Here is a 15,694-nt window from a genome sequence, read left to right as displayed (position 1 = left end):
GGGGATCTTGTTTTTCATATTTCAATTTCTTCAAAGTGTTCAACAGTGGGAAATGGCTCATAAAAATGATGCAGAAGTTTTTTCCACTCTTGATACTCAGCAGAATTTCTAAATCCGACAGTATGAGATTCCAAACTTTCCCATCTGACAAGTAATAAATATTTACCTTGGACTTCTATACATCTATGCAATTCATGGGATAAATATCCGTCCATTGAGGAAATAATTTTAGAAGCTTTTTTGAAAGCAGCTTCAAAATCAGATTCTAGACCAGGTTTAACATGAAGTATTACTGCCTCAAGAATCATAAAATTTTGCAGTGAGAATTAAACTGATGTTATTTAGTATAAAGTGGATGCGATGTCTACGACGGGCTACGCCTACACACACTTTATTGAATCAAAAATAATTATTGAAAAAATAGCTAATAGCAGCACAAAACGGAGTATATTGACCGTTAACATCCAGTTTTTCATAACTCTTAGCAAGTAGCTGTATTTCTGCTTCCGTTAAACCATCAGTAGCAAGTAATGCAGCGTCAATTGCTAGCCTACGCATATTTTGCAGCTTGCTGATATTGAGTGCAAGCTTCTCAATCGTTGTTTCAGCAGCAGCTTTTTTAGCTGGCTCATCTGTTGATTGAATTTCGCCAGAAGGAAGATATTTAAAAAAATTAGTGCAGGTTATTTCTAGAGGTGAAACCATCAGATGCTCGTTGTACCACTTATCTTTTCTATGACCACAATGTACTGGTACTCGAGGTTGATCTTCATCTTCACCTTGACATGACACCATGAGATTTGTGTATTCATAAGTCAATTGTGTATAAATACTTTTGGGTTTCAAGTGTTCAATATGGCATTCATTCCTCGTGATTGAAGCACCACAGTAGCAGCAGATATAACCTTGTTCACAGAGCAATGCCTCGAACACGTTATTTTTCACTGATTGTTTGAAATTTATCCAAGGAAGTATCTTACCGCCAAGCTTCTTATTCCATTTAGTTAAGCTAATCGGTTCTGCACCCTTTTTTATGTGTTTCATCGATTGATAATTTCCTTGCGCCGGATGAGTACATCTGCTTTTACAAACTCGGGCTCATCTGCTCCAATTTTATTGGCTAACTTTTGTCGTAATTGCCTAGCACCTTCCAGGTTTCCTGCATCAATTAATCGAAAAAGTTCTAAAAGACTTTCTTTAATTTCCTGTGGACGGGCTGGAACATCCATTAAGTCTTCTAGTATTCGATTGCTATCTCTCCCAAAGGAACTTTCTGGTCTTTTAGCAACAACACCTTCGTCTGTTTTTTCTAAAATGTAAATTCCTTCCGGCTTGACTTGGCTAATTACTTGAGGCGAATGGGTGGTGACAATAAATTGGCAATTGGGGAATGTTCTTGTCAAAGCAGGAATAATTTCTCGTTGCCATTTTGGGTGTAGATGCAGTTCAATTTCATCAATTAAAACAACACCATCACCTTGGAGTGGATCTGGTAAACCTGGGTTAGCGATCGCTAATCGTCTTGCTAAATCTCCTACCATTGCCAACAAGCATTTCTCCCCATCTGATAGCTGATTAATTATCAGTTCCTGATCATATTTTATTACAGTCATTCTTAAAGGAGAACGACGAACTCGTAACTTTGAGAAACTAGGTATTAATAAAGATATAGCTTGTCTAACTGCTTCTAACTGTGAATCTTGGTAAGCACGATTGTCTCGTAGTAACTCACTCTCTAAATCTTCTCGGTTTCTAAACCATTGGAAAAAAATCGCAAAGTCATTTCTGCTGCCTGTAAGCGCTTTTTCATAAGCATCTATTTGCTTAAACTGAGTTTTATTTTGAATCTCTAGTCTAATATCAAGAACTGCACGATTGACGGGATAGTACACTGCTAGAGGTAGGTTGTATTGAGGCTCATTTTGCCAATGACGCCAAATTGCATTAGCAGCAGACTTTATCATTTCATGCATTGAATCTTCAGATACCCCATTACGACTTCGAGATATTTCCCAATAATCTTCTCCTCCGCCTAATAAAATCGTAATATTCAGTCTTGTTAATATGTCTTTATTAGAAATATCTAGTTCACTAAATGCTCGTACTTCATCTTTTGGAGAAACACCTCCAATCCACTCCATAAAACGGGAAAGTAAGAGGGAAAGAGCATCAAGGATGCTGGACTTACCTACACCGTTAATACCAATAAACACAATAGGTTCACTTACATCGAACTCCAGCGTCAAATCACCGATTCCACGGAAGGATTGCATTTTAAGACGCTTGACTTTCATAATAATTACGCTGATTTTAATTGAATAATGCCTTTATCAAAAACGCGATTATCAGTAGCGATCGCACTTATTTCTATTCTATCTTTATACACCTGATAAGAGGCAAAACTTAAATTACTGGTGGAATATTCTGTCCACTCAGAACGTCCAACAGGACGATTACCTGCACCTGCGCCACAAATTAAATAAGTTGTACCATTAATAGCACGAGTGCGTTCATAACTATGTTCGTGGCCATTGATGTAAAGTTGAGCGCCGTATTTTTGAAATAGAGGAGTGAAAGTTTTAATAAAATCTGGATTACTCCCATACTGACCCGATGAATAAATCGGATGATGTCCAAACACGACTTTCCAAGGCGCATTACTAAGACTTAATTCTTTTTCTAACCAAGTTAGCTGGTTTTTCCAATCAGCATTACTGTTAGTATCTAAAGCGAAAAATTGTACTTGATTACGTTTAAATGTATAGTAACGTCCCTTCATATTAAAGCCGACATACTTGACTTGTGGATCACCATTGGCAGTACGAATATCGTGATTACCTAAACAAGCCTGAAATTTCACACTTTGCTTCAGCAAAGCTTGATAGGGACGCTCAAAAACTTCGCCGATTTTTTCAATTTCGCCGTTATTATAAATGTTGTCTCCAGCTAAAACGACTAAATCATAAGGATTTTGCTTGTGATACGCATTCATCGCTCCAGCCACAGCATACTGTCCTTTAGCCCCAGTCCCCGTATCAGCCACAGACACAAAACGTAATAACAAGTCTTTTTTGGCTGGGTTGGCGGCTATAGCTGTTGTTGAATCGCTAATATCAGCACTTTGATGAGCTAACATCCAGCCTAAAAATCCTGTACCAAAGGCGCTGAGGCTAGTTAAAATTTGACGGCGTTTCAGGTTCATAATTTACCAAATTTAATAAATAGTCAGTTTAGCTGAAGCAATGTGCAATGAAGTGATACATTAAGGCAAAAGAGGCAGCACACAGTAATAATGTACGTTGTTTGTCTTTGATTCGCTGCTTTTGGTGAAAGTTCCATGTCACAAGACAATCAATCAAAACCGACGGATGAGCGGGTAACTCAACCTCCCCAAAAACCTTACCAGAGAGTTCAGCCATTTTGGAAGGCTAAAACTATCCAACTTCTCCAAGGGACGATTGGGGTTTTAGAAACAACGGTAGAGAAACTGGAGACAGCACCAGTACCGGGTACTAAGGAAAAACTCAGTTTTTTCCAGCAGCTTCAGTTGCGATGGGGTGGACTGTTAAGAACAATCCGCTTGTTTTTACCATCAAATTTGTCAACAAAGTTATCAGATACAGCTTTGACGGGAATTGTTACTGGAATTGCTGTAATTCTCGTTTGGACAACTACAACTGTATTTACTGGTAAACCGACTGAAGTAGCAACAGTTCCACCAGTTGAAAAGATTCCTGCACCGACACCAACGATAATTACTCCACCGGAGTCAGTCGTACCAAAACCACAGCCACCAGAGGAAATTACGCCGCCGCCAGAAGTACAAACTACGCCACCAACGCCAGAACCAGTACCAATTCCCACGCCAACGCCGACACCAAGAATAGAATTGACACCAGAACAAGCCTTGATTGCGGCTATTGAAAATCAGGTAGCCGAAATTAGCGATCGCATTGCCTCTGGTCTGATAAAGTCAATTCAAGCCAACTTTCGCACGAGTAATCTAACTGTCAAAATTAATGATGATTGGTACACTCTCAAAGAATCTCAGCAGGACAAACTAGCTGCGGAGATTTTACAACGCTCTCAAGAACTTGATTTTACCCATTTAGAAATTATCGACTCCCAAAATAGGCTGATAGCGCGTAATCCAGTTGTTGGTACTGAGATAGTGATTTTTAAACGGCAAACTACAAGTTAAAATAATTCGTAATTCGTAATTCGTAAAGCACATTATAAAACGTTGAATTGATGGATGTTAATTCAGGCAAGGTATGTGTTTTGTAATAATTTATGTAAACACTTAATTTGGACGTTTAACTTCAAGTATTTATGTTAGATAATGTTTCGCTATTGCTCAAAGCTTGTGAAAAATTAAATATCAGCTATGAAATTATTCATCCGGCTGAAAACTTAGTCAAAATAAAACTGAATAATAAACAACATTATTTTTGTAATTATAGTACTCCGATAATAAATCAAGCAGTAGCACAAATTATCAAAGACAAAGAATATACTTACCATATTTTAAAGAACAAAGTTAAACTTCCTCGGACAGTAGGTTTTCTTTCCCCTTTTTGTGACCTCCAGTATAAGATTTACTTAAAATTCCCAAGCTTTCAAGATATTATATTAGAAATAAAAGAAAAATTTGAAACACCTGTGATTGTTAAACGAAATTCTGGTTCGAGTGGACATAACGTCTTTTTATGCCAGAAGACAGATGAAATTGAAGCTGCTTTAAAAGAGATTTTTAATATCAATTATAAAAAGTATGATTACGTTGCGATCGCTCAAGAATTTATTCACATAAAATCTGAATATAGAGCCATTTTCTTAAATAAAGAGTTAGTTCTACTCTATGAAAAAGATATAACTGATGCAAACTTTGCAGGTAATCTCAGTCCTCTGCACTGGGATGGCGCAAAAGCAAAGTATATCAATGATTCACAAATATTGTCAGAGATTGCTAATTTCGCTAAACCAATTTTTGAAGAATTAGATATTGATTATGGTGGTTTAGATATCGTCTTAGATCGAGATAACCACTATTGGTTAATTGAAATAAATTCTCACCCAAATTATAGTATTTTCACTAGAGACAATGGAGAGGAGCCTGTGTTGAAAATTTTTGAAAAAATGCTCATTAGCTTAGCCTCAAAATAAAAAATTCAGTGCTTTGGTTAACTAATTTATCGTAAATAAAAGGGTTTAAAACCCCTATCTCTACAGTTAGCCCCAGTTTCAGTCGGGGTTTAAATCCCCCGGAGTTGCTCCTCTTGGGGAGACCCCAAGACCGCACTCCTCTTCATCTGAAATCGTCTAAAATGTTTGAATTTTGAATTTTGAATTGTTATCACTCTGGATTCAGCACAATTGAGCTTGGAGGTGCTATTATTTCTTCCTTTGGCTGAGTTATAAAACGGTAAGACAGAATTATGCATCGTATAAGTAGCACATCGGGTGGATGGAATCAGTCAGAGGGTTTAATTTTTCTAGAACAAACTCCAGCGCCTTTCGTGTTGATTACGGCCGCTGATACCGACATTCAAACTTTGGCAGCTACGGTGACAAAATTACCTGCAAGCTTTCCGGCATTAAGAGTCGCCAACCTGTTGCAGTTGCAGCAACAATTAAGTATAGATACTTATGGAGAGCAAGTTTTGGAACTTGCCCAAGTAATTATTTTGCGCCTATTAGGAGGACGCTCCTACTGGGGTTATGGCTTAGAAGTAGTGCAGGAAATTGTGCAACGTAATGGTAGAAACCTGATTGTAATGCCAGGGGACGACGCTTTTGATCCCGATTTAATTTCCCAATCTACCGTGCCTTTGGGCATTGTTAACCAGATATGGCAGTATTTTAGCGAAGGTGGCGTGGAAAATTTCGTTAATGCTCTGCAATTTATCTCTGACAGTTGCCTGTTAACTGCATACAATCCCCCGCTACCCCGGCCAATTCCGCGTGTGGGATTGTATGAGTGGGGAGTGGGGAGTGGGGAGTGGGGAGTGGGGAGCAGGGAGCAGGGAGCAGGGGGAGCAGGGGGAGCAGGGGGAGATTTAGAATCTTGTGCATCCACCTTTGAACTGGATTCATCAACCTTTGATACTCGTTTATCCACCTCGGAACTGGATTCATCCACCTCAGATACTCATTCATCCACCTCGGAACCTCAAAGCTTCCAATACCTTATGCCTAAAATCGGCATCCTTTTCTACCGCGCTCATTATTTAGCGGGAAACACTAAGGTAATTGATGCTTTATGCGAAGCTTTGGTACAGAAAAATTTACAACCAGTACCAGTGTTTGTTTCCTCATTGCGTGAACCCGATGTTCAAGCGGAGTTGAGTGAATTTTTCCAACCCAAAGAAGCCGAATCAATAGCTGTGCTGTTGAATACCACCAGTTTTTCTCTAGCACGCTTGGAAACCGAAACACCCCAAACTGACCTGTGGCAAAAATTAGATGTGCCTGTGTTGCAGGTAATCCTCAGTGGTGGGTCAATTGAGCAGTGGGAGTCACAGTTTCAAGGGCTTTCTCCCCGCGATATTGGGATGAATGTGGCGCTACCAGAAGTAGATGGGCGGATTATTACTCGTGCTGTGTCTTTTAAAGCAGTAGAAACGCGTAATCCCCATCTAGAGACAGATGTGGTAATTTATGAACCAGTAAGCGATCGCATCGAGTTCGTTGCTAAACTAGCAGCAAATTGGGCGCGTCTGCGTTCCAAACCACCCCAAGAACGGCGAATTGCCCTAATTTTGGCAAACTACCCGAACCGAAATGGCCGCCTTGCTAATGGTGTGGGACTGGACACTCCAGCTAGTTGTGTAGAAATCCTGCAAGCTTTACATCTGGCTGGGTATGAAATAGAAAATCCGCCTGCTGAAGGAGATGAGTTGATTCAACGGCTGACAGATGGCGTCACAAATGATCCTGAAGGTCGAGAATCGCGTCCGGTACAGCAAAGTGTTTCTTGGGAAGAGTATCAAGAGTATTTCGCTTCTTTGCCGCCAGCAGTGCAGGAAGGTATTAGTGAAAGGTGGGAAATGGGGCATGGGAACAAGGGAGATGAGGGAGAGAAGCAAAATAAAGGGAATAACTCATACCCAATACCCAATGCCCCATGCCCAATGCCCATTTCTGGAATTAAACTCGGCAACGTCTTCGTGGGAATTCAGCCAGCAAGGGGCTATGATAATGACCCCAGTTTGAATTATCATGCACCAGATTTAGAACCAACCCATGCTTATTTAGCTTTCTACTATTGGATTAGAGAATGTTTTGGTGCTGATGCTGTAGTTCATGTGGGAAAACACGGAAATCTAGAATGGCTACCCGGTAAAAGTGTGGCTTTATCCAGTAATTGTTATCCAGAGGTGGCTTTCGGCGCACTTCCCCACCTGTACCCGTTTATTGTGAATGACCCTGGTGAAGGTTCCCAAGCCAAACGTCGCGCTCAAGCGGTGATTATAGATCATCTAACGCCGCCGATGACTCGTGCGGAACTCTACGGTTCTTTGCAACAGTTAGAAAATTTAATTGATGAGTATTATGAAGCGGACAGTTTAGATCCTTCGCGTTTACCAGTGATTCGCGATCGCATCCACGAACTGGTAATCAAAGAAAATCTCCATCTAGATTTAGGAATCCAAAATGAAACAGAAATTTTTAATTCTGAATCTTTAATTTTTAATTCTATCGGTGGTTATCTTTGTGAATTGAAAGAAGCCCAAATCCGCGACGGGTTGCACATTTTTGGGCAATGTCCGCAAGGACGCCAGCTACGAGATTTAATAGTAGCGATCGCTCGTATACCCAATCGCTATTCTTCAGGTATTACCCGTGCCATAGCTCAAGATTGGGGACTAGATTTCGACCCCCTGACAGCAGATTTGTCAATGACTAGTGGCGAATGGTCGGTAGTCAATGGCACAGAATGCCGTACCCTCGGTGATATCGTCGAAGTCCTAGAAGAACACGCCGCCCTTCTAGTAGAACAACTCATAAATCAGGATTCAGAATTCAGAATTCAGGAATCTTGTACAGACGCGATTCATCGCGTCTCCCCACTCAACACAGACGCGATGAATCGCGTCTCTACCTGGATAGGCGATCGCCTATTTCCCGCTTTACAACAAACCCACCAAGAAATTACCCACTTATTACACGGACTCGATGGCGGATACGTCCCAAGTGCCCCATCTGGCGCACCCACGCGCGGCCGCCCAGAAGTTCTACCAACAGGGAGAAACTTTTATTCTGTCGATATTCGCGCCATTCCCACAGAAACAGCTTGGGATATCGGTAGAAAAGCTGCTGAAACCCTCGTAGAATATTACACTCAAGAGCATGGTGAGTATCCCAAAACACTAGGCTTATCAATGTGGGGAACTGCCACCATGAGGACTGGGGGTGATGATATTGCCGAAGCCTTGGCTTTACTTGGAGTTCAACCTGTATGGGATGGAGCAGCACGGCGAGTAGTGGATTTTGAAATTTTGCCCCTAGCGATTTTGGGACGTCCCCGTGTAGATGTCACCTTGCGAATTTCGGGATTCTTTCGAGATGCTTTTCCCAACTTAATTGATTTATTCGCTCAAGCAGTGTCAGCAGTAGCAGACTTAGATGAAGCGCCAGAACAAAATCCCCTCGCAGATGCAGTTCGCCAAGAAACCGATTTGTGGACTCAACAAGGATTAAGTTTAGAAGCAGCAGTGGTGCGATCGCGCTATCGCATCTTTGGTTCTCGTCCAGGTGCTTACGGCGCCGGACTCCAAGGTTTAATCGAATCGCAAAACTGGACAGACGACCAAGATTTAGCCCGCGCCTACATCAACTGGAGTTCATACGCCTACTCATCGGGAGCAGGGGAAGCAGGGGAGCAGCGAGCAGCGAGCAGGGGAGCAGGTAGCAATAACATAATCCAATCCCCCATGCCCAATGCTCCATGCCCAATGCCCAATACCGAAGCCTTCGAGCAACGGTTGGCGAAAATGCAAGTTGTCCTGCACAATCAAGATAACCGTGAACACGACCTGCTCGATTCTGATGATTATTACCAATTTCAGGGTGGTTTAACTACTGCGGTGCGTTCTCTACAGGGAAAAAATCCCCAAACTTATTTTGGTGATAATTCCATACCCGCCCAACCGCGAGTCCGCCAACTGAAAGAAGAGATCGCACGAGTGTATCGTTCTCGCGTAGTTAATCCCAAATGGATTGCAGGAGTCATGCGCCACGGTTACAAAGGAGCCTTTGAAATGGCGGCGACGGTAGATTATCTATTCGCCTACGATGTAACAGCTAAATGTGTCGAAGATTATATGTATCAAGGCATAGTAGAAGCTTACTTGCTCGATCCAGTTGTCTCGGAATTTATTCAGGAAAAGAACCCTTATGCTCTGCGTGATATTGCTGAAAGATTATTAGAAGCACACAAGCGCAATTTGTGGGAGGATGTGAATATCGAAACACTAGAAGCCTTGAGGAACCTAGTACATCAAGCTGAAGCAGTTATCGAAGAAAAATCAATGGTGTAGGAAACAAATATGGAAAATCTTGCGTATTTGCACCTAGCTTTCGCCTACGAAGACAGCACACCCAGTGAATTGGTCTCCCTCAGTTCTTTGTTTAAGGACGCAGCTGCACCAGACTGGAAACGGCTCTCTGGTAGGGCTTGGAAGTATATGATGCCCCTTGCTCTGTCTTTGTCCATTCTTGGCGCTGTTAGCAGCGTCATGGCACTGGAAAAAGGCGATCAAGGCCCTTCTGTCAGAAATCTCCAACAAAAGTTGAAAACAGCAGGCTTTTATCAAGCTTCTGTTACCAAAGTATATGATGTATCCACAGAAGAAGCTGTGCGGCGCTTCCAAAAGTCCGCTGGTTTACCAGTAGACGGCATTGTTGGAGATAGCACCCTGCAAAAATTAGAAAGTTGGCAAGCCAAAAAGCCCACAACTGCGGCTACACAAGCTAAAAAAACCACTGCTGTAACTACACAAGCCAAAAAGCCCAGCACTACTAGTTCAACTAGTTCAGCCACTAGCAAGCGCCACAATCCCAACTACCTTGCTAAAGGGGATGAAGGCGAAGATGTCAGGGTTTTGCAAGAACGCTTAAGAATCGCAGGTTTTTATTACGGGAACGCCACAGGAATATTTGGCCCAATTACCGAAGAATCTGTCAAGCGGTTCCAAGATTCTTACAAATTAAGTGTTGATGGAATTGTTGGCCGAGCAACATTAGGTAAATTGCCGGGAGTTGGCATCGGTGATGGAGAAGATGCTCCCAAAAAGATAGTCAATCGAGATAAACTCCGTGTAGGCGATCGCGGTGAGCCAGTTAGAATTGTTCAAGAACAATTGATCCAGGCAGGATATTTAGAGGGAGAGCCAAATGGCTACTATGGCCCCTATACTGCCGATGCTGTAGGGAGATTCCAGGCAGCTAATTTCTTAACAGCAAGTGGCGTTGCTGGTCCAACTACCCGAGCTAAGTTATATAGCTCAGTTAATACTGCTAACAAAAGCGAATTTAATACCCTAGAAATCCAAACGCGACTACGGGAGCGGGGTTTTTATAAAGGCAAGCTGAACGGTCTGATGGCAGATGACACTAAAAAAGCAATAAAACAAGCCCAGGAATTTTACGGCATCAGTCTCAAGGATGTTAAGAGCGGACGCTTTTAACATCCGCTTTGGTGTTGTTAGTATCAATCCCCAACTGCTTGCTTGCCTCCAGTAACAGCAAATTACGAACTGCTCATAATTCCACTTATTTGGTTAATTTGAGTAGTTTCGTTTTATGATCCACCCAAGTGCTAAAGCGGCATCAGCGCCCGTTGGCACTTGGGACACACTGCATGAATGGTCATTTGACAGTCAAGCAGGTGAAAACCTTCTTTTTGAGCCGTTTTTGCCCCAATTTTTAAAATCGAGTCGTTTTTAAACTCAATGGTTGAGTTGCATCTAACACAAATTAGGTGATGGTGATGATGGGGATAGGGCTGGTTGATCTCATAATGTTTATGTCCCTCGCCCAGTTCTAATTCCCGCAAAAGTCCCATCCTTGCCATCAACTTCAAAGTCCGATAAATAGTTGATAGACTGATCCCTTCACCATCAGTTTCTAGCCGATGATAAAGATCCTCCGCACTCAGATGTTGACCTTGCGGAAGTTCTTGAAAAATATGTAGAATTGTTTCGCGCTGGGGAGTTAAACGCCAGCCTCGTTCGTTCAGTTCTGCCTTGAGTGAAGTAGTTGTGTAGACAGTCATATTAATATTTCTCAACAAAGCTCATTAGTTGAGAATATAACAAATCTTGGGAGCAATTTGCAACAATCATTGCCTATTGAGAATTTTTACTAAATATTTAAGAACAATTATCAAATCTTGATCAAAATTCAACTAATAAGCTGTAGTGCATTTAATTTGCCTACAGCTAATAGTTAGGATACTTATAACGATTGTATCCCTTGACTTTTAATTTTGAATGAGTGAATTTTGAATTGCTTAGTTGATCTCCACCTTCAAGATATCTGAGCAAAGGTCTAGGGAAACTCTTGTACAATTAAATGCAAATTATTTTCTACAAGCTTCTCAGAGGGTTTTAAGATGAGGATAAAATCAGCCCTTTGTCCCTAGTCATTTGTCAAATGCAGTTTTTTAATGACAAATGACTAATGACAAATGACTAACTTAGAGACTCCAAATAGTCACGGATGAGGTTGCGTCGCTTGGGTTGACGTAGCTTTTGCAAAGCCTTGGATTCTATTTGCCGAACTCGTTCCCGCGATAAGTCGAGCGCGCGGCCAATTTCTGCTAAAGAATAAGGATGGCCATCTGCCAAACCAAAGCGCATCAAAATTACATCGCGCTCTCGGCTAGTCAAATCTGACAGAAGATGATGCAAATCTCTTTGTAAAGATTCTCGCATTAACATCTCTTCTGGGGTTACACAGTCAGTTTCGAGTAATTCGCCTAACTCAGTGTCTTTATCCTTGCCTACTTTGGTTTCCAAAGAAACGGAGCGAGGCACCCGCAACAAAACTTCTCGGACTTGGGTCGGTGTCATCTCTAACTCAGTAGCTAAATCTTCTAGAGTCGGGGTGCGACCTTTTTCTTGAGCAATTTTGCGTTGGGCCTTTTTGATTTTGTTTAACTTTTCGGTAATATGGACAGGGAGGCGGATCGTCCGACTAGAAGTAGCGATCGCCCGTGTAATTCCCTGACGAATCCACCAGTAAGCATAGGTACTGAAGCGATAACCCTTAGTGGGGTCAAATTTTTCTACAGCCCGCTCCAAACCCAGTGTGCCTTCTTGGACTAAATCCAACAATTCCAAACCGCGATTTTGATACTTCTTAGCAACAGACACAACTAGGCGAAGATTAGCCTTAATCATGTGTTCTTTTGCTTGGAGTCCTTGGGACTGAACTTGCTCCAACTCTTCTACTGTCAACTTACCAATTTCAGCCCAGCGACGTTTGCCATCTGCCAAAGTCGGTCTAAGATCCGATAAAATTATGTCAGCAGTGGCAGCCCATCTTTCCAAAGACGGGCGATGTCCGAGTTCGGAGGTCAAACGTTCTTGAACTTCAATTAACCGAAGATAGGGCGTAATCACTTCATCCCCTTGCTTGGCGGCGTTAGCAAGCACTATCCGCATCCGCAAGTAGCGTTGGACTTTTTGAGCTTCTGAAACTTCTTCATCCCGCCCTAACAAGCGAACTCGACCAATTTCCTGAAGATATAGACGTACTAAGTCTGTACTACGACGGTTATTGTTAGCAGCAAAGTTAGCATGGTCAACAGAAGCGATCTCCAGCTCCTGTAGGTCATCTACCGATAACTCACTGTCATCAACCGTGAGATCCGAGTCCAAAGCCTGGCGGGACTTTTTGGTATTGTAGGGGGCATCTGCATAAAAAGATGTTGCTGGCATAAAGATTGTCTCAATGGCTCCAGGTAACAATAGATTACGGTCAGCTTAGATTATGGTCAGCTATTCAACTGTTGCTATTGTTCCCGCGATTCACGATGAACTAACACAGTTAAAGGTTCCATTACAATTTTTTTAGAAATTAACTGTAAAGGTTTTATTCGATACACTATTACTGAACTTAATCGGCTGCTAAACTTTTGATTGAACCAATAGCTATTCAAATCCGCAGCTAGGTTTTCAATATTTAAACTACTTAGTTAACATTTCAACCTTCAAGGTTCGTGATAGTAACTTTTGTAACACAGTATAAACATACTTCAGTGAATATCATGCTTTATAATTGGCATAGTCACATTTACATGGCTACAAAAGTAATATCCTGACGATTTAGCAATTTTTTCTCAGGATTCTTTAGGTATAAGTATAACTAATAGATATAGGGGAAGTGATTAGTATTAACGTTAAATAACATACAATTTATGTCCCTGGCTTACCTCACCCTCAATCCCTCTCCTTATAAAGGAGAGGGATCGTGAGATAGGATGAAGTTTTGCATTTTATTTAATCCACGTTCCTAACTACTAGTTGTACTCTGGCTTGATATCTCGCAGCATCAGCTCATCAAGTGCTTGTCGGGGTGTAATTTCGCCTTGAAGTAACTGATAAACTTGCTCGGTAATCGGGATAGCTATGTTTTGTTGCTTTGCTCGTTGCATTAAAACCCGACAAGTGTTCACGCCTTCAGCAGTTCCTTGCAAATTTGCAAGAATTTCTCTAAGTGACTTACCATGAGCTAGCTGGTAGCCAACTTGGTAATTGCGACTTAAGGGACTATTGCACGTTGCTAACAAATCTCCTAGACCCGATAAACCATAAAATGTTTCCGTCTTTGCACCCCAGTCATTGCCGATGCGAACCATTTCTGTAAGTCCACGGGTGACTAAAGCAGCTTTGGCATTAGTTCCCAGTTGTAAACCATCGCACACACCAGCTGCGATCGCAATCACATTTTTCAGTGTTCCCCCTAGTTCCACCCCCAAAGGATCGGGATTGGTATATACCCGGAAACGTTGAGAAGAAAATACTAACTGCACTACTTCCGCCGCCGTGGGAATATTACTGGCTACCACGGTAGCTGCTGGTAATTTCATTTGAATTTCTTTCGATAAATTAGGCCCAGACAAAACAACCACTGCATGGTTAGGGAATACTGTTTGCCAAATTTGGGACGGCGTGCAGGTGGTTTGGGGATCTAAGCCTTTGGTCGCCGTCACAAAAATTGTCTCTGGAGAAAGGGGAAAAGACTGGACTTGGGAAGCAACATCTCTTACACCAATCATTGAAATAGCGGAGAGGACTATTTGGACATCTTCTAACGCGGCTTGAAGAGTTTGGGAACCTTGACGCGACCACACGCGCACCCTATGACCATTTGCTGCGGCGAGATTTGCTAGAGATGCACCCCAAGCACCCGTACCAAGAATTGCTACTGATTTTGCATTAGTCATTAATCAACAGTCTCTCCATCACCCAATCACCCCATCCTCTTAGCAATCTAAAATCTAAAATCTAAAATTGGCTGCGGGGATAACGTTCGATTAATTCTCTGACTTGTTCTGCATGATATGAACTTCTTGTCAATGGTGAAGAAACAACTTGTAAAAATCCTATTTCTTCGCCGAATGCCTTCCAAGCAGCAAATTGTTCTGGGTTGATAAATTCATTTACCTGCAAGTGTTTTTGACTGGGTTGGAGATATTGCCCAATTGTCAAAATGTCACAATCCACATTTCGCAAGTCTTGCATGACTTGGCGGATTTCGGCATCAGTTTCACCAAGTCCAACCATGATCCCGGATTTAGTGTATGTGCTAGGAGAAACTTGGCGAGTTCGCTGCAATAATTCTAATGTGCGATCGTAGTTCCCTTGGGGACGCACCCGGCGATACAGGCGTGGGACAGTTTCTGTATTGTGGTTTAATACCTCTGGCGCAGCTTGTAGAATTATCTCTAGAGCATTCCAATTACCGCATAAGTCAGGAATTAGCACCTCAATTGTCGTATTGGGTGAAACAGAATGAACCGCATCAATACAGTCCACAAACTGAGATGCACCACCATCAAGCAAGTCATCTCGGTTTACAGAAGTGATTACTACATGATTCAGTTTCAGGCGGTGAACAGCTTGGGCTAGTCGTGCAGGTTCCGTGGGGTCTAATGGTTTGGGTTTTTTCTCAAAATCAATATCGCAGTAGGGACAAGCGCGTGTACAAGCTGGGCCCATAATCAAAAACGTGGCAGTCCCAGCGTTGAAGCATTCACCAATATTCGGACAGGAGGCTTCCTCGCAAACTGTATTGAGGGCTAAATCCCGCAAAATTTCTTTAACGTTACCGATGCGCTCACGCCCAGGTGCTTTCACCCGCAACCAGTCTGGTTTTACAGTCACAATCGGCTTTTACCACTAGAGTTATACAAATTTAATCGTAGCAAGCAAAGCCTTTGATGAAGTGATCATATATTCATATATATAGATGTAATTCTCTGATTTGGCACAGGTTGTGATATTCTTAATTTACAATGCCATTTTTATGGCGGGATGTAGCGCAGCTTGGTAGCGCACTTCGTTCGGGACGAAGGGGCCGCTGGTTCGAATCCAGTCATCCCGATTTGTACTTGTCGAATAACACTTTATTTGTCGTCGTTAACACATTAGTGTCGTTATTAACGATTTAAATGTCGTCTTAA

12 protein-coding genes and 1 tRNA gene are annotated in these 15,694 nt (G+C 42.1%); 5 read left to right on the top strand and 8 right to left on the bottom strand.

The features are described 5' to 3' along the window. Positions 1–14: 14 nt before the first annotated feature. From V7K36_RS25855 to V7K36_RS25840, 4 genes are all read right to left on the bottom strand, one after another. Positions 15–308 (bottom strand): antibiotic biosynthesis monooxygenase family protein, encoded by a 294-nt coding sequence (locus V7K36_RS25855; RefSeq protein WP_335120546.1) that lies wholly within the window; start codon positions 306–308, stop codon positions 15–17. A gap of 91 nt (positions 309–399) precedes the next feature. Continuing rightward, a complete protein-coding gene (locus V7K36_RS25850; protein WP_335120545.1) occupies positions 400–1,044 on the bottom strand; it encodes a retron system putative HNH endonuclease in 645 nt (214 codons plus the stop codon). Then, entirely contained in the window at positions 1,041–2,294 is a 1,254-nt protein-coding gene (locus V7K36_RS25845; RefSeq protein WP_335120543.1) for an AAA family ATPase, read from the bottom strand. Before V7K36_RS25845 ends, V7K36_RS25850 begins: the two co-directional genes overlap by 4 nt. Positions 2,295–2,299: 5 nt before the next feature. Beyond that, positions 2,300–3,202: a metallophosphoesterase family protein gene (locus tag V7K36_RS25840; RefSeq protein ID WP_335120542.1), complete on the bottom strand. Its 903-nt coding sequence runs from the start codon at positions 3,200–3,202 to the stop codon at positions 2,300–2,302. Between the two features lie 135 nt (positions 3,203–3,337). On the opposite strand from V7K36_RS25840, the gene V7K36_RS25835 reads away from it, so the two are divergent. From V7K36_RS25835 to V7K36_RS25820, 4 genes are all read left to right on the top strand, one after another. Beyond that, a complete protein-coding gene (locus V7K36_RS25835; RefSeq protein ID WP_335120541.1) occupies positions 3,338–4,201 on the top strand; it encodes a hypothetical protein in 864 nt (287 codons plus the stop codon). Between the two features lie 131 nt (positions 4,202–4,332). Continuing rightward, positions 4,333–5,166 (top strand): ATP-grasp domain-containing protein, encoded by an 834-nt coding sequence (locus V7K36_RS25830; RefSeq protein ID WP_335120540.1) that lies wholly within the window; start codon positions 4,333–4,335, stop codon positions 5,164–5,166. A gap of 272 nt (positions 5,167–5,438) precedes the next feature. Further along, positions 5,439–9,542, top strand: a complete 4,104-nt coding sequence (gene cobN, locus V7K36_RS25825) for a cobaltochelatase subunit CobN (RefSeq protein ID WP_335120539.1) — start codon at positions 5,439–5,441, stop codon at positions 9,540–9,542. Positions 9,543–9,551: 9 nt separating this feature from the next. Continuing rightward, complete coding sequence (locus tag V7K36_RS25820) at positions 9,552–10,691, top strand: peptidoglycan-binding domain-containing protein (protein ID WP_335120538.1); 1,140 nt, start codon at positions 9,552–9,554, stop codon at positions 10,689–10,691. Positions 10,692–10,822: 131 nt separating this feature from the next. Here V7K36_RS25820 and V7K36_RS25815 read toward each other — a convergent pair whose 3' ends face one another. From V7K36_RS25815 to lipA, 4 genes are all read right to left on the bottom strand, one after another. Then, positions 10,823–11,278 (bottom strand): Fur family transcriptional regulator, encoded by a 456-nt coding sequence (locus V7K36_RS25815; RefSeq protein ID WP_292790390.1) that lies wholly within the window; start codon positions 11,276–11,278, stop codon positions 10,823–10,825. A 418-nt stretch (positions 11,279–11,696) separates the two neighbouring features. Further along, complete coding sequence (gene sigC, locus V7K36_RS25810) at positions 11,697–12,947, bottom strand: RNA polymerase sigma factor SigC (RefSeq protein ID WP_334826592.1); 1,251 nt, start codon at positions 12,945–12,947, stop codon at positions 11,697–11,699. Positions 12,948–13,528: 581 nt separating this feature from the next. Continuing rightward, positions 13,529–14,455: an NAD(P)H-dependent glycerol-3-phosphate dehydrogenase gene (locus V7K36_RS25805; protein WP_335120537.1), complete on the bottom strand. Its 927-nt coding sequence runs from the start codon at positions 14,453–14,455 to the stop codon at positions 13,529–13,531. A gap of 61 nt (positions 14,456–14,516) precedes the next feature. Beyond that, positions 14,517–15,395 carry a lipoyl synthase gene (gene lipA / locus V7K36_RS25800; RefSeq protein ID WP_335120536.1) on the bottom strand — a complete coding sequence of 293 codons (879 nt, stop codon included), beginning with the start codon at positions 15,393–15,395 and terminating at the stop codon, positions 14,517–14,519. A gap of 146 nt (positions 15,396–15,541) precedes the next feature. Here lipA and V7K36_RS25795 point away from each other — a divergent pair. Beyond that, positions 15,542–15,615 (top strand) — tRNA-Pro (locus V7K36_RS25795). Positions 15,616–15,694: the final 79 nt, after the last annotated feature.

It is taken from the genome of Nostoc sp., from assembly GCF_036919555.1.
Taxonomy (GTDB): Bacteria; Cyanobacteriota; Cyanobacteriia; order Cyanobacteriales; family Nostocaceae; genus Nostoc.
Note: the sequence above shows the minus strand (reverse complement) of the source record. Positions and strands in the feature narration are given on the sequence as shown.

Coding starts and splice junctions, on each gene's coding strand:
- V7K36_RS25830 (WP_335120540.1), top strand. CDS start 4,333: ATGTTAGATAATGTTTCGCTATTGCTCAAAGCTTGTGAAAAATTAAAT.
- V7K36_RS25815 (WP_292790390.1), bottom strand. CDS start 11,278: ATGACTGTCTACACAACTACTTCACTCAAGGCAGAACTGAACGAACGA.
- V7K36_RS25820 (WP_335120538.1), top strand. CDS start 9,552: ATGGAAAATCTTGCGTATTTGCACCTAGCTTTCGCCTACGAAGACAGC.
- V7K36_RS25850 (WP_335120545.1), bottom strand. CDS start 1,044: ATGAAACACATAAAAAAGGGTGCAGAACCGATTAGCTTAACTAAATGG.
- V7K36_RS25855 (WP_335120546.1), bottom strand. CDS start 308: ATGATTCTTGAGGCAGTAATACTTCATGTTAAACCTGGTCTAGAATCT.
- V7K36_RS25845 (WP_335120543.1), bottom strand. CDS start 2,294: ATGAAAGTCAAGCGTCTTAAAATGCAATCCTTCCGTGGAATCGGTGAT.
- cobN (WP_335120539.1), top strand. CDS start 5,439: ATGCATCGTATAAGTAGCACATCGGGTGGATGGAATCAGTCAGAGGGT.
- V7K36_RS25840 (WP_335120542.1), bottom strand. CDS start 3,202: ATGAACCTGAAACGCCGTCAAATTTTAACTAGCCTCAGCGCCTTTGGT.
- sigC (WP_334826592.1), bottom strand. CDS start 12,947: ATGCCAGCAACATCTTTTTATGCAGATGCCCCCTACAATACCAAAAAG.
- V7K36_RS25835 (WP_335120541.1), top strand. CDS start 3,338: ATGTCACAAGACAATCAATCAAAACCGACGGATGAGCGGGTAACTCAA.
- V7K36_RS25805 (WP_335120537.1), bottom strand. CDS start 14,455: ATGACTAATGCAAAATCAGTAGCAATTCTTGGTACGGGTGCTTGGGGT.